Here is a 12,534-nt window from a genome sequence, read left to right as displayed (position 1 = left end):
GGCCCCGCCGCACATCTGCGTTGACCCCGGGCTGTCCGCTTCGTCGCCGAACAACTGGGCGACGACGCTGTGCCCCGGCCCCGCCTCTGCGACCGCGTGACCGACCCCCTTTCCAAGACCCTGCAACCATCGACCGGGAGCCGGAACGATGACACATGCCTCTCCACATCCAACCTGCCCGAGGACGACCGGCCGACAGCGGTCGGATTCCTCCGCCCCGAACTGGCCGGACTCGACGCACCCCGGCAGGCGACGGCAATCCGCCGTCACGCCGAGACGCTGGGGTACCGGTACCTGTATACGGTGAGGCCGCCGGAGCGTGCGGACGATCCAGTCGGGTACCTGCTGAATTTCGTTGCCGGGATACAGGTTTCGACGGTGATCGTATTCGAACTGGATACGGTTGATCATTCGCCCGCCCCGATCTGCGAGGCGTGCGACCTGGAAACGGTGGTGCTGCCGGAGAAGTGGGCGCGCTCCCGCAACAGCGACCCCCGACTCCCACGATTTCCCGAGGGTGGGTTGTCGGTGGGTGAGGCGGTGCGGATCAAGTCGAGACCTCGGCGGCGAGCGCCTTCCGAACCGATACGACAGGGGATGGACAGATGACAGGGATACATGCGCCCGCCGCGATCGGATATCTGCGCAAGGATGTTTCCGGGTTTCGGCAGGGGTGGGATGAGGCTCGGATTCGGAGCTTGGCGAAGCGGTTGGGGTACAACCTGTGTAAGACGATCACGTTCGGGGAGAACACCGAGAAGCCCGACTGCCGATTGCGGATCATCGTCGCCCGCCTTGGTGTCGATGCTGTGATCGTTCCGAGTCCCGGGCATTTCGAGGCGCGCGAGGTTCCGGCCGATCTCGTGTCGGTGGTGGATGTGATCACCGTGGACCCGGAGCACACCTATGCGCGGTGGGCGAACGGTGAGCTGCCTCGGCTGGGCGGTTACGGCGTCCCACAGCACCGGGATCTGCAGTGACGAATTCACCGATGTGCAATAGACATAGGATGTCGTGCCCGGGGCCGCGGCGGCGCTCGATTGCTTGATGCTCTCGGAAGTGGGCGATCAGGCCCGGATCGTTGCCGGGTGATCGGTGGCGGGCCGAGCCTCCTCACCGTGAGGCGGAGCGTGACCTTGGATCGCCGAGGCAGTACTCGTACCCGGTGGCGCCGTCGGAGTATGTCCGCACGGTGCCGGCGGCGCCGTTGCGGCAGCCCATATGCTTCTCATCGAAAGGGAAACGGTCGAGCACCACATATTCCGCAGCGGCGTCGGAGCAGGACACCTTCGTGAAGTTGCCGCTACCACGCCGAGTCAGGCAATCCCCCTTCTCGAAAGGGTCCTCGAACAGGACCCCACACGCCGTGGAGAACAGCACCAGCGTCAACAGTGAGAAGATATGCCAAGCGCGCATGTGCTGCCTTCCGGGCGGCCTTGTGGCCATTCAGATCCTGCCGAGATCTCGACGCAGTACATGATAGCCGGGAGGCGACAACTGCCACGCGAGGTCGCCGACGCCGCGCTCAGAATGGGCCGGATCGGGTGTGGTCCAGGGCGGTGAGGTAGTCGTCGAGGCGTGCCAGGCCGCGCAGGGCGTTGCGGCTTCGGAGCGAGAGGCGGGCGCCCCAGTCGGTGAGCAGGGTGTGCATGCGGTCGGTGCTTCCGGCCTGGCGGAGTTCGCGGACGAAGGCGGCGATCTCGCGCAGGGAGATGCCGCCCTTGCGGAGGTACCAGGCCAGATAGGCGTCGCGAATGTCGGTGTCGCCGTAGGTGCGGTAGCCGGTGGCGCGGTCGCGCCGGGGTTCGATGATGCCCGCCTTCTCCCACTCCCGCAGTGTCGCGGGGTGCACGTCCAGCCGGTGCGCCAGCTGTCCGACCGTGAGCGGTTCCGGAGAACGCGCGGGCGGCGGGGTTTCGGCGAGTGCCCCGAGAGTGGCACTGACCTCGGTGTGGGTGCGGCGTTCGTGCAGGAACTCCGCGTGCAGCTCGTCGAGCCGGGTGTGGAGGGCGACGTGATCGGCGCGGTTGGCACTGCGCATCAGGTCGACGGCCGCCTGGTGGCCGTATCCGGCACGCAGCGCCAGGAAGGCGTCCAGGGCGCGCGCGTGCAGGTCGGTGTAGCGGCGGTAGCCGCTGTCGGTCCGTTCGGCGGGCGGGAGCGCACCGAGATCCTCGTAGTTGCGGACCGCCTGGGTCGAGAGCCCGTGTTCGCGCGCCAGATCGACAGGGCGCAGGGTTCGCGCGGTCACCGGGCGCACTCGGTACGGCCTTGCCGCCGACCGGATGTGGTGACCACCCTACGGTTCGCCCGGCTCGACATCGGCGAACGAGCCGACCCAATGGTGCGGGGCGCGAGGCGAATTCGGCTCACCGGGTCTGGTCACGCCTACTACCCGCCATCCGGCTGCCGCGGCCGCGTCGAGTTCGTCCGGGTGATCCGAGAGGAACAGAATCCGCCCCGGCGGCACCCCGATCGCCCCGGCGATCTTCTCGTAGGAGCCAGGCTCCCGCTTGGCCCCGGCATTGGCCAGATCGAACCAGCCGCTGATCAGCGAGGCGAGTTCGCCGCCGCGGGCGAAGGCGAACCAGTCCTGCTGGTTGCGCACCGAACCCGAGGAATACACGTACAGCGCGAGTCCGGCGGCGTACCAGGCCCGCAGTGCCGGGGGCGCGTCGGGAAAGAACTCGCCGTGTAGGGCGCCGTTGCGGAAGCCCTCCGCGCAGATCAGTCCCTGCGCGGTCTTCAGCGGCGCGGCTTTCACGTCGGAATCCAGCCAGCCACGTAGGATTTCGGCCACCTCGGCCTCGTCGGCATCCGAGTGTTCGGACAGCTCACGCGCACCCTGGATGACCGGATCGGCCGCGCCACCGCGGTTTTCGACCAGCCACCGCGGAAGTCGTTGCCGCGTATAGCCGTACAGATCCTCCCGCACCGAGGCGGTCGGGCTGGTCGTACCCTCGATATCGACCACGACCGCCGCGACCGTATCCCGGGAGAGCCCGTCGCTCACGCCGTGACCAGCTCGTCGAGGGTCGGGAACCGGGAACCGATCGGGTCGCCGGTGAAGTCGCCGACCCAGCCGTCCTCCTCCTCGAAGAACCGCACGGCCACGAAGTCGGGGCGGGTGCCCATATCGAACCAGTGCCGGGTCCCGGCGGGCACCGACACCAGGTCGCCGCCCTCGCACACCACCGCCACGACCTCAGGCTCCAGGTGCAGGTAGAAGCAGCCGCGCCCGGCGGCGAAGAAGCGCACCTCGTCCTCAGCGTGGCGATGCTCGGACAGGAACTTCCCGCGCGCCGCCTCGGCCTTGCCCTGCCATTCCGGATCGCTGTCGTCGGGTTGCAGCCGGGCCAGATCGATGTGCTTGTAGCGGCCGTCGGCGTTGAGTTCGCCGATGCGGTCGTCGTAGTGGGCGAGAATGTCGTCGGTGGGGGTGGCCGCGGTCAGTTCGGGCATGGTGGGCCAGCGGTCGAAGACGATGCCGCGCTTGGCCAGTTCGTCTCCGATGACCGCGGCGTCGACGGTGCGCAGCCGGACCTCCGCGGGCGCGCTGTCGGCCATGATCTGCAGCAGAGTCATTGCGGTTACTCCTCGGAACTCGAGATGGATGAAGCGATCTCGCGGCGGCCGGTCAGCGTCACCAATTCGCACATCGCCTCCAGGCATTCCGCGCGGTCGCGGGCCTGCGCGAGGGTGGCGCCCCACGCGGTGATGCCGTGCCCGGCGATGAACAGCACCGGCGGCGCATCCGGATGCTCTGTCAGATGACGCTCGATATCGGCACCGATGCGCGGAACGTCAGCGTGATTCGAAAAGACGGGGATGTCAATGGTTTCCGCGGCGCCGAGCCCCTTGATCAGCTCGTAGCCGCTGAACCGCAGGGAGTCCGTCCTCCCGATCGACTGTGCGGTCGCATGCGGTGGATGGACGTGCACCACCGCGTCGGCACCGGTGGCGCGGTAGACCGCGGTGTGAATGGCGGTCTCGGCCGAGGGCCGCCTGACGCCCGAAACCCGTTGGGAGTCAGAGATATTCACCGCCACCATGTCGTCGCCGGTCAGCTCGCCCTTGGACAGCCCACTGCCCGTGACGATCGCGGTCTCCCCCGTCCGCACCGAGATATTCCCCGCGGTTCCGGGCATCCACCCACGCGAGTACAAACCCCGGGCGATCTCGGCGATCCTCGCACCTGCCGCGGCGGGTCGGCCGTCGGCGGAACCGCCTGCGGAGCCGGAGTTGTCTGTCGGCGCCGCCTGCTCCGAGCCGCCGGTCGTGTCCTCGGCCACCGCCGACACTTCGGTGTCCGTACCGCCGAGATCGGCGATCCGCGCGGTGCCGACGTGTGGCCCCGTCCCCGCGCCTCCGCTGCGATAACGCTGGGCCGCAGGAACTCTCACATCACCCACGACACCTTTCTCCGTCACCACCGCCGTCACGAGATCGGGTGGGGTGACGTCGAACGCGGGGTTGAACACCTTGGTGCCCTCCGGTGCGGTCGCGAGGCCGCCCACGTGAGTGATCTCCCGCGCGGCCCGCTCCTCCACGACGATCTCCGCGCCGGTGGCCGTCCCGAGATCGTGCGTGGACTCCGGCGCAACGACGACGAACGGGATGGCGTGCCGCCGCGCCGCCACCGCCAGCGCGTAGGTGCCGATCTTGTTGGCCACCGAGCCGTCGGCGGTGATCCGGTCCGCGCCCACGATCACGCAGTCCACCCGGCCGGTCGCCATCGCCCAGGCGGCCGCAGAGTCGATCGTCAGCTGGTGCGGGATGTCCGCCTCGGCCAGCTCCCATGCCGTCAGCCGGGCGCCCTGCAGCAGCGGGCGCGTTTCGTCGACCAGGACGTTCTCGATCGCGCCGCGCTCCGCCAGGATCCGCAGCGCCCCGATCGCGGTCCCGAACGCCGTGGTCGCCAGGCGCCCGGTATTGCAGTGTGTGAGGATGCGCAGCGGCCGGTCGGGGCACAGTCGCCGGACCAGGTTCGCGGCGTGGGTGGCCGCCGAGCGGTTGACCCGGCCGTCCTCGTCCAGCATCGCCAGCGCCTCGTCGAGCACGGCCTGCGGTCCGTCCGGCAGTCGCGCCACGGTGCGCCGGACACCCCATGCCAGATTCACCGCGGTGGGGCGTGCCGCCGCGATGCGCGCCGCCTCCAACTGGACCTTCGCGAGGTCCCCGGGGTACGCCCGCACCGCGAGCACCACCCCGAACGCCCCCGAGACGCCGATCGCCGGTGCCCCGCGAATCGCGAGCGTCTCGATCGCGTCGATGACCTCGCCGACCGTCGTGAGACGCAACTCCCGCAACTCGTGCGGCAGCGCCCGCTGATCGATGGTGACCAGTGCCCCATCGACCCACGCGATCGAACTCTCACCCATCGACGCAACCTTTACCTGTCGACCCGACAACCTCCTACAAAACCGTATCGAACCACCAGCTCACCGGCCCAGCCAGGTTTACACCCCCTCGATCCGGATCACCCGGCTCACGACCCGACGGCCGGGCGGAACGAATCCGGTCCGCCACAGTCCAATCCGCGCGCCAGCTCTCCGGCGGATCGGCCAGGAGCCATCTCGGGCCAAGTCCTCGTCGCACACACCGGTACCGACAGAACTGTGGGAACGGTGCTAGTCAGAGCGCCTGCGGGAGCATGATGACCGAGACGGCGAGGGCGAGGGTGGACAGGACCACCGCCACGACGGCCAAAGGCTTGCCGCTGCGCTGCCCGGTGCAGCCGATGATCCCGAGCACGAGCCCGGCCGCTCCGAACGGGAGGCCGATCAAGGGCCGGACGCCGCTCAGGTCCATCGGCAGGAACGGCAGTACGCATCCGACGAGGCCGAGGATCACCGCGCCGACCGCGAGGCCGATCCCCGGCCCACGCCCGGTCGGTGGCGGACCGCCATGCCATCCCGGGCCACTGGGCTGCGCCCAAGGCTGTTGCTGCGGACCGTAGGACATGCGTACCCCTTCAACCATTGCGGCCATCCCTCCCCGGGCGCGGCTCTCCCTCTTCGCAGGACACGATAGCCGCATCTCGCGGCTCCGGGGGCATTGCGGAACAATAGGCCTTGCGAGCGGGCTTCGAACCGCGGAATCGTCGGATATGACTAATCCCCGACATTCCTTCCGACACAGCAGATTTCGACTTCTTCGACGCGATCTACCGGGGTGGCAGCCCGTTCGGCGCGCGGGCTCCGTGGGACATCGGCGGACCGCAACCGGCCGACGTCGATCTCGAGCGCTCCGTCCTGCCGTTCCGGGCGGAGCCGATCGATCTTCCCGTCTGGCTCGGGCGCATCCGGGCGGTCCGCGGCCGCTGAGCCCTCCGGTCGCGCATCGCGAGATCGAATCTCGCGCGGCCGATTCGCTTGACCTGAAGAAACGTTGAGCTTCTAGCGTCGTCGACGACGAAAGGAGTTCGACGATGACGACACTGGTTACCGGCGCTACCGGAAATACCGGCCACCATGTGGTGGCGGAGCTGGTCCGGCGCGGTGAGCGCGTCCGCGCGCTGACCCGCGATCCCATCGCGGCCGCGAAGGTGCTGGCGCCCGAGGCGGAGGTGGTGGCGGGCACCCATACCGAGCCGCGGTCTCTGAACGGCGTGCTGGACGGCGTCGACCGCCTGCACATCACGGTGACCGCCGGGCTGGCCGAGGTCGGCCCGGAGCTGGTCCGGCAGGCGGTCCACGCGGGCGTACGGCGCATCACCGTGGTGTGGGGCGGCGCCGTCGGCCCGGTCGAGCCGGCCGTGGCGGAGTCGGGGGTGGAATGGACGCGCCTGGAACCCCAGGAGTTCATGTCCAACACGCTGACCTGGGCCGATTCGATCCAGTCCGAAGGCGTCGTGCGCGAGCCCTACGACTTCCCGAGCGCCCTGGTGCACGAGGCCGACATCGCCGCCGTGGCCGCCACCGCCCTGCTCGACGACGGCCACGCCGGACGCGTCTACAACCTCACCGGCCCGCAATCGCTGACGCCGAGCGAACGGATCGCGATGCTGTCCAAGGCGCTCGAGCGGGATATCGCCTTGGTGCCGATCACCCACGAGCAGGCCATCGAAAGACTGGTCGCCACCGGCGTTTCCCGCGCCGACGCCGAGTACGTCATCGGCTGGTACTCCGCCCCCGGCCCGGACTCCACAACGGTCGTCGACACCGTCGAACGGGTAACCGGCCGCCCGGCACGCACCTTCGCCGACTGGGTTGCGCAGCACACGCAGCACTTTCGCCAGCCCACGCCACCGCGCGTGAGCTGAACCCGGCACGCACCTACCGGTCGGCAGAGCCCACGTTCCCGCACCCCCTGCGAGTTCGCGCACCCCCTGCACGGGTTGCAGGGGGTGCGGGAACAAACACGGAGTGCGGGAACGGGTGCGGGTTACGACGCGGGTGGGAGGGATTGCGTGATGAGGAGGCGAGCGGCCTTGGAGACGCGGGTGTTGTCTCCGGTGACGAGCCGGTCCTGCAGCAGGCCGCGGATTCCGGAGATCAGCAGCGTGGCAGTCGATTCCGGGTCCGGGAAGTCGGGGTCGAGCCGGCGCAGCACCTCGGTCACGGCGTCCACGAGCACGCGGACGGCGTCGTTGGCGTAGTCGCGGAAGGGGCTGTCGGGTACCGACGCGACGCCGAGCACCTGCAGCAGTACGCGGGTACTGCCCACCCAGTCGGTGGTGGTGTTCACACAGAACGATTCGATCAGCCGCCGCCGCAGCGCATCGATATCGGGGACGTCGGCGAACATGGCGGCGATATCGGGGCGCTGGGTTTCCAGTGCGGACACCAGCATCTGCTCCTTGGTTCCGAAGTAGTGGATCAGCATGCGCGAGCTGGTGCCGAGGTAGTCCGCCAGCGGGCGCAGCGACAGCTCGGTCAGCCCGTATTCGCCGATGTAGGCGATCACTCCGGACAGCAGTTCGGCGCGGCGCGCCTGGTCGAGAGGTCTGGGCACGAATTGACTGTAACGGTCGCTACAGGTATCCATGACATCATGGGTGTACCAACTGCTACACAAACCGCGCGGAACGTGGTCGTCACCGGCATGACGGCCACCACCTGCCTGGCCCCCGACCTCGACGGCACCTGGGCCGGACTGCTCGCCGGCGCCAGCGGTATCGGCCGGCTCGAGGACGAGTTCGTGACCGAGTACGACCTGCCGGTCCGCATCGGCGGCAAGCTGAAGCAGCGGCCGGGCGAGCACCTCACCCGCATCGAACAGCGCCGCCACTCCTACGTGCAGCAACTGGCACTCGTGCTCGGGCGGCAGGTCTGGGAGGAGGCGGGGAAGCCGGATGTGGACGGTGAGCGCCTGGCTGTGGCCATCGGCACCGGGCTCGGCGGCGGCGACGCGTTCATCACCGCGGTCGACGCCATGCGCGCCGGGGGTTACCGCAAGGTGCCGCCACTGACCGTGCCGATGGCCATGCCGAACGGATCGGCCGCCCGAGTGGGTCTCGAATTCGGCGCCAAGGCAGGCGTATACGCGCCCACATCGGCATGTTCGTCGGGCGCGGAGGCGATCGCGCACGCCTGGCGGCTCATCGCCACCGGCGAGGCGGACGTCGTGATCGCGGGCGGCGTGGAGAACTACATCGAGGCCGTCCCGATCGCCAGCTTCGCCATGATGCGGACGATGAGCACCCGCAACGACGAACCGTCCCGCGCCTCACGGCCTTTCGACCGCGACCGCGACGGCTTCGTCTTCGGCGAGGCCGGGGCCCTGCTGGTGCTCGAATCCGAGGAGTTCGCCCGGGCCCGCCGCGCGCGGATTCACGGCCGGATCCTGGGCGCGGGGATCACCTCCGACGGCTACCACATCACCGGCACCGAACCGGAGGGCGCGGGCGCGGCGCGGGCCATGCGCAAGGCCATCGCCTCGGCAGGGCTCACCGCGACCGATATCGAGCACGTCAACGCGCATGCCACCTCGACCCCGGTCGGCGACGCCTCGGAGGCCAATGCCATTGCCGCCGTTGCCGGTGCCGCATCGGTGTACGCCCCCAAATCCGCGCTCGGGCACTCCATCGGCGCCGTGGGCGCCCTGGAGGCCATCCTCACCCTGTGCACAGTAAGCGACCAGATCGTGCCGCCCACACTCAATTTCGAGCACGCGGACGACGGAATCGAGTTGGATATCGTGCACGGGCAGCCGCGGCGGCAGCGAATCTCGCACGCGCTCAGCAATTCCTTCGGCTTCGGAGGACACAACGTCACGCTCGCATTCGGCGCCGCCTGAGCCGTTCGTCCCCAGGTTTGTCCCAAGCATGTGGAACGGGCGTTGTTCACGCTTATCCACCGACAGTTGTGGATGGAAGCAGTAGCTGGGGATAAACCCGTGCGCCCCATGTGGATACAGGACCTTTTCTACCGGTCACGTTGTGTGCGCTGGAGGTTCACCAACCGGCCCGTGATGCCGTCCACACCCAGGTCCTCGAGGCAGCCGAAGAATCTGCGCTCGGTATGCGCACCGAGTGCGGGTTCGAGCACCACGTCCAGCCGCCGTCGCACTCGGTCGGGCCGTCCACGAGGCGAACGTGATTCACGATGCTGCGGCAGTGCTTCCACACCGTGAGGGCCGGATCCTCGGCGCGCGGGCCGAATCGGGCCCGCACTTCGAATGTCACGCTCGTCCGGCTGTCCGATTCGCCGCTGCCGGTGTGGAATTGCATCGCCTGCGCCAATGCAACGACTGCCACGACGGCCGCGATGGCGAGCACCGCCACCACGGCGACGATCCGCGGTCTCGTGTCCTACCGCACCAACGGGCCGCGCAGCAGCCGCGTGGGGTCCTCGACCGGGCCGAGAAATCCCTCCGGCGGCAGCGCCAGCCGATCCAGGCGGGCCGTGATGCTCCGCGTCGCAGCCGGTTTCGCGGTCGCCCGCGCGACGCGGCCACCACCCAGGCGACTCCGGTGAGCCGGACCCCACCGGGCGCGGCGGAGTAGAACCGGTTTCAGTATTGTCGTGCCATGGCCTTCGTGATAGACGACAGCGTGGACATCGACGCACCCGCCGAGGTGGTGTGGAAGGTGCTCACCGACTTCCCGGCGTACGGCGAGTGGAATCCGTTCGTCCCGGGATGCCGCACCACCTTGGAACCGGGTGCCCCGATCGATATGCGGGTGCGTTTGGTGGGTCCGCGCCCGAAGGCGCAGCGGGAGTGGATCCGATCCCACACGCCCGGAGCCGAATTCAGCTATGCGATGCGGCCGGTGCCCCTGGGCGCGCTGCACAGCCTGCGCTCACACACCCTGACGCCGCTCGACGCCGGGCGCTGCCGCTACACCTCACACTTCGAGATCGCGGGCTGGCTGCAGCCGGTGGTCACCGGACTGCTGGGATCCGCGCTGCGGCGCGGATTCGGCGATATGACCGCCGCAGTGCAGCAGCGCGCCCAGCAACTCGCCTGAGCACGGTGGTGGTGTCATACCGGAAATATGGTCGTGTTACGCCTCGAACGGGATGACATTTCCCGCGGTGTCGCGCTCCCCGATCCCCGCGGTTATCGCGGCCGCCAGGTCGGCGGCCGCGACCCAAGTGCGGGGCGGGTCGGCCTCGAGATTGCCGATGGTGTACCAGGTGTCGGTGCCGCGGTAGCGCACCAGTCCCCTGCCCGAATCGTCCAGGCAGACATCGAGTTCTCCAGACACCGTCCCTTCCTCCTCGGTCATGACGGCGGCCTTCTCGGCGATCTCGATGACGTCGCTTATTTGAACTCTCCTCGCTTCACGCAGTCGTCCACCGCGGTACGCAGGGCCGTCTGCTCGTCGGTGTCCACAGCCAGCCCGTATTTTACTTTGACCTTGATGTAATGCGCGATATAGGCACACCGGTAAACACCCGGCGGGAGGTAGTCGGAGGGATCCTGGTCACCCTTGGAGCGGTTGGCCGACGGGTCCGCGGCCACCAGGTTCTGCGCGTCGTTGGCGATGTTGCGCCGGACGCTCTCGTCCTTGCCCGCGGCGCCCGACCGCCAGGCCTCGGCCAGGGCGACGATATGGTCGGCGTCCACGCGGGACGGGTCGGCGGTGAACTTGTAGTCCGCGAGCTTGCCCGACTTGCGGTCCAGGATGCCGTACTGGTCGCGCCATCCGGCGCCCTTGCTCACCGTGAGTTCGCAGGTCCGCGCGTCCAGCGTGACCGTGCCGGTGGCGTCGCGCAGCAGCATGACGTCGCGGGTCTCGCACTTCGCGTACTGCGCGTACTCGGCGCCGAAACCGTGCTCGGGCTTGTTGGTGTCCCAGTGCGGGAACTTCTCGCGACTGTAGCCGGTCATCGAGGCCTCCGGCGCCACAACGAGATTCGCCAGCAGAGCGGGAACGTCCTTGCCGTCCACCTGAACCGCGCGCGCCGGGGCCGGGTTCGCGGCGTCGTTCTTGTGGCCGAGTTCGTCGATCACGATGTACCCGGCCGCGAGCGCCACGGCGAGCAGCACGGGCGCGACCAGTGTGACGATTCGCCGGGTGGGCCCGGCCCGGCGGGAGGATCGCTTCACCACGACGCCCCCAGCTTTTTCCCGACGACCTCGTCGCTGCCGCTCATCACACACCGTCCCGAATACCGCTGCACCGCTAGGGAAATCATGCGCTATTTCCCTGATCCCCGCAGCAGCGGCCGCGGCCACGATCACACCGCGACCGTGCAGCAACGCCGCGCACCCCGTGCGCCGTCGCCAGCGGCCGATACACAACAGCCAAGGGCAGGATCACTTTTCGGCCGCGCCGGGACGGCCCACGATATGCACTTCTCATCTCGGGAAGACACAGTGTCAACGGTCCGGGCAAACAGCAAGCCCGGCAGTGGATTCAGTAACGGGAGTCACACCCCCGCCGATTCGGGGGCTGTCGAGCCCGCCCAGCGGAGCCCGATACTGTCTCAGCGGAAGGTGTTTCGTGTGCTGTCAGCAGGAGGTCGAAATGTTCCGAACCACCGTCGCCGCGGCGACCGGCGCCGTCGTCCTCGGCGCCCTCGTCGCGTGCGGGTCGTCCTCCGGCCCGAGCGCCGCGACCAGCGGGCCGACTGCCACGGTGACCGCCGGTCCGGCTTCCGCCGCGCCGCAGCGACCCTCGACCTCCCCGGCGGCCGACCCGGCGACGTGCGGTATCGATCTGTCCTCCCCCGTCGTCCGGGCGGCCGTCGCTCAGCTCCCCGCCGAGCCGACGACGCAGGCTCCCTGGAGTACGAATCCCGCCACCTTCGCGGGCAACTTCGATCCGTGCGTCACCTTGTCCACGGCCATCGTCACGATCGAGGGCGCGACGGGCAGCTCCCCGCAGCACGCCCTGCTGTTCCGCCGGGGCCAGTACATCGGCACCGCCACGGCCGAGGCGCACGGGTTCACCACCCTCGACGCCGCCGCGAGCACCGACGACACCGTCGTCCTCGACTACAAGACGCCCGGCAGCTGCAACGCGTGCGACGACGCCACCCACAGCCGGGTCGGATTCCATTGGGACGGCCAGCGTGTCGTCATGAACGGCGCCCCACCGAACTGAACGGTCGCCCGCCGGCCCGGCACACCTGTTGCCGG

16 protein-coding genes are annotated in these 12,534 nt (G+C 68.9%); 6 read left to right on the top strand and 10 right to left on the bottom strand.

From position 1 onward, the window contains the following. The first annotated feature begins 96 nt into the window (after positions 1 to 96). Together ACYVLQ_RS18660 and ACYVLQ_RS18655 are read left to right on the top strand one after the other, a co-directional pair. Positions 97 to 609, top strand: coding sequence for a hypothetical protein (locus ACYVLQ_RS18660; protein ID WP_460698767.1), 513 nt, complete (start codon positions 97 to 99; stop codon positions 607 to 609). Then, positions 606 to 980 (top strand): hypothetical protein, encoded by a 375-nt coding sequence (locus ACYVLQ_RS18655; RefSeq protein ID WP_460698766.1) that lies wholly within the window; start codon positions 606 to 608, stop codon positions 978 to 980. The genes ACYVLQ_RS18660 and ACYVLQ_RS18655 overlap by 4 nt, the downstream gene beginning before the upstream one ends. Before the next feature lie 133 nt (positions 981 to 1,113). Here the strand turns inward: ACYVLQ_RS18655 and ACYVLQ_RS18650 are convergent, their stop codons facing one another. From ACYVLQ_RS18650 to ACYVLQ_RS18625, 6 genes are all read right to left on the bottom strand, one after another. After that, the gene (locus ACYVLQ_RS18650; protein ID WP_460698944.1) at positions 1,114 to 1,380 is read right to left on the bottom strand and encodes an LppU/SCO3897 family protein; all 267 of its coding nucleotides are present in this window, start codon (positions 1,378 to 1,380) and stop codon (positions 1,114 to 1,116) included. Positions 1,381 to 1,525: 145 nt separating this feature from the next. Next, on the bottom strand, positions 1,526 to 2,251 hold the full coding sequence (locus ACYVLQ_RS18645) for a MerR family transcriptional regulator (protein ID WP_460698765.1): 726 nt from the start codon (positions 2,249 to 2,251) through the stop codon (positions 1,526 to 1,528). Between the two features lie 48 nt (positions 2,252 to 2,299). Next, positions 2,300 to 3,013 (bottom strand): acireductone synthase, encoded by a 714-nt coding sequence (gene mtnC / locus ACYVLQ_RS18640; RefSeq protein WP_460698764.1) that lies wholly within the window; start codon positions 3,011 to 3,013, stop codon positions 2,300 to 2,302. Continuing rightward, positions 3,010 to 3,585 carry a 1,2-dihydroxy-3-keto-5-methylthiopentene dioxygenase gene (locus tag ACYVLQ_RS18635; RefSeq protein WP_460698763.1) on the bottom strand — a complete coding sequence of 192 codons (576 nt, stop codon included), beginning with the start codon at positions 3,583 to 3,585 and terminating at the stop codon, positions 3,010 to 3,012. The genes mtnC and ACYVLQ_RS18635 overlap by 4 nt, the downstream gene beginning before the upstream one ends. A gap of 5 nt (positions 3,586 to 3,590) precedes the next feature. Continuing rightward, a complete protein-coding gene (gene mtnA / locus ACYVLQ_RS18630) occupies positions 3,591 to 5,381 on the bottom strand; it encodes an S-methyl-5-thioribose-1-phosphate isomerase (protein WP_460698762.1) in 1,791 nt (596 codons plus the stop codon). A gap of 253 nt (positions 5,382 to 5,634) precedes the next feature. Beyond that, positions 5,635 to 5,982, bottom strand: a complete 348-nt coding sequence (locus tag ACYVLQ_RS18625; RefSeq protein WP_460698761.1) for a hypothetical protein — start codon at positions 5,980 to 5,982, stop codon at positions 5,635 to 5,637. A gap of 448 nt (positions 5,983 to 6,430) precedes the next feature. Between ACYVLQ_RS18625 and ACYVLQ_RS18620 the strand changes: the two genes are divergently transcribed. After that, positions 6,431 to 7,264, top strand: a complete 834-nt coding sequence (locus ACYVLQ_RS18620; protein ID WP_460698760.1) for an NmrA family NAD(P)-binding protein — start codon at positions 6,431 to 6,433, stop codon at positions 7,262 to 7,264. A 122-nt stretch (positions 7,265 to 7,386) separates the two neighbouring features. Here ACYVLQ_RS18620 and ACYVLQ_RS18615 read toward each other — a convergent pair whose 3' ends face one another. Then, positions 7,387 to 7,956 (bottom strand): TetR/AcrR family transcriptional regulator, encoded by a 570-nt coding sequence (locus ACYVLQ_RS18615; RefSeq protein WP_460698759.1) that lies wholly within the window; start codon positions 7,954 to 7,956, stop codon positions 7,387 to 7,389. A gap of 39 nt (positions 7,957 to 7,995) precedes the next feature. On the opposite strand from ACYVLQ_RS18615, the gene ACYVLQ_RS18610 reads away from it, so the two are divergent. Further along, complete coding sequence (locus ACYVLQ_RS18610; RefSeq protein ID WP_460698758.1) at positions 7,996 to 9,240, top strand: KasA/KasB family beta-ketoacyl-ACP synthase; 1,245 nt, start codon at positions 7,996 to 7,998, stop codon at positions 9,238 to 9,240. A 128-nt stretch (positions 9,241 to 9,368) separates the two neighbouring features. Here the strand turns inward: ACYVLQ_RS18610 and ACYVLQ_RS18605 are convergent, their stop codons facing one another. Continuing rightward, a complete protein-coding gene (locus tag ACYVLQ_RS18605) occupies positions 9,369 to 9,512 on the bottom strand; it encodes a hypothetical protein (protein ID WP_460698757.1) in 144 nt (47 codons plus the stop codon). A 461-nt stretch (positions 9,513 to 9,973) separates the two neighbouring features. Between ACYVLQ_RS18605 and ACYVLQ_RS18600 the strand changes: the two genes are divergently transcribed. Then, the gene (locus ACYVLQ_RS18600) at positions 9,974 to 10,414 is read left to right on the top strand and encodes an SRPBCC family protein (RefSeq protein WP_460698756.1); all 441 of its coding nucleotides are present in this window, start codon (positions 9,974 to 9,976) and stop codon (positions 10,412 to 10,414) included. Between the two features lie 36 nt (positions 10,415 to 10,450). Here ACYVLQ_RS18600 and ACYVLQ_RS18595 read toward each other — a convergent pair whose 3' ends face one another. Both ACYVLQ_RS18595 and ACYVLQ_RS18590 read right to left on the bottom strand, forming a co-directional pair. Then, complete coding sequence (locus ACYVLQ_RS18595; protein ID WP_460698755.1) at positions 10,451 to 10,675, bottom strand: hypothetical protein; 225 nt, start codon at positions 10,673 to 10,675, stop codon at positions 10,451 to 10,453. A gap of 35 nt (positions 10,676 to 10,710) precedes the next feature. After that, positions 10,711 to 11,502: an HNH endonuclease family protein gene (locus ACYVLQ_RS18590; protein ID WP_460698754.1), complete on the bottom strand. Its 792-nt coding sequence runs from the start codon at positions 11,500 to 11,502 to the stop codon at positions 10,711 to 10,713. Between the two features lie 418 nt (positions 11,503 to 11,920). Between ACYVLQ_RS18590 and ACYVLQ_RS18585 the strand changes: the two genes are divergently transcribed. Further along, a complete protein-coding gene (locus tag ACYVLQ_RS18585; protein WP_460698753.1) occupies positions 11,921 to 12,499 on the top strand; it encodes an LppP/LprE family lipoprotein in 579 nt (192 codons plus the stop codon). Positions 12,500 to 12,534 lie beyond the last annotated feature (35 nt).

The organism is Nocardia thraciensis (assembly GCF_054782435.1).
The sequence above is the reverse complement of the archived record's forward strand: the minus strand, read 5'-3'. Positions and strand labels throughout refer to the sequence as shown.

Coding starts and splice junctions, on each gene's coding strand:
- ACYVLQ_RS18655 (WP_460698766.1), top strand. CDS start 606: ATGACAGGGATACATGCGCCCGCCGCGATCGGATATCTGCGCAAGGAT.
- ACYVLQ_RS18635 (WP_460698763.1), bottom strand. CDS start 3,585: ATGACTCTGCTGCAGATCATGGCCGACAGCGCGCCCGCGGAGGTCCGG.
- mtnA (WP_460698762.1), bottom strand. CDS start 5,381: ATGGGTGAGAGTTCGATCGCGTGGGTCGATGGGGCACTGGTCACCATC.
- ACYVLQ_RS18625 (WP_460698761.1), bottom strand. CDS start 5,982: ATGGTTGAAGGGGTACGCATGTCCTACGGTCCGCAGCAACAGCCTTGG.
- ACYVLQ_RS18620 (WP_460698760.1), top strand. CDS start 6,431: ATGACGACACTGGTTACCGGCGCTACCGGAAATACCGGCCACCATGTG.
- ACYVLQ_RS18610 (WP_460698758.1), top strand. CDS start 7,996: ATGGGTGTACCAACTGCTACACAAACCGCGCGGAACGTGGTCGTCACC.
- ACYVLQ_RS18600 (WP_460698756.1), top strand. CDS start 9,974: ATGGCCTTCGTGATAGACGACAGCGTGGACATCGACGCACCCGCCGAG.
- ACYVLQ_RS18595 (WP_460698755.1), bottom strand. CDS start 10,675: ATGACCGAGGAGGAAGGGACGGTGTCTGGAGAACTCGATGTCTGCCTG.
- ACYVLQ_RS18585 (WP_460698753.1), top strand. CDS start 11,921: ATGTTCCGAACCACCGTCGCCGCGGCGACCGGCGCCGTCGTCCTCGGC.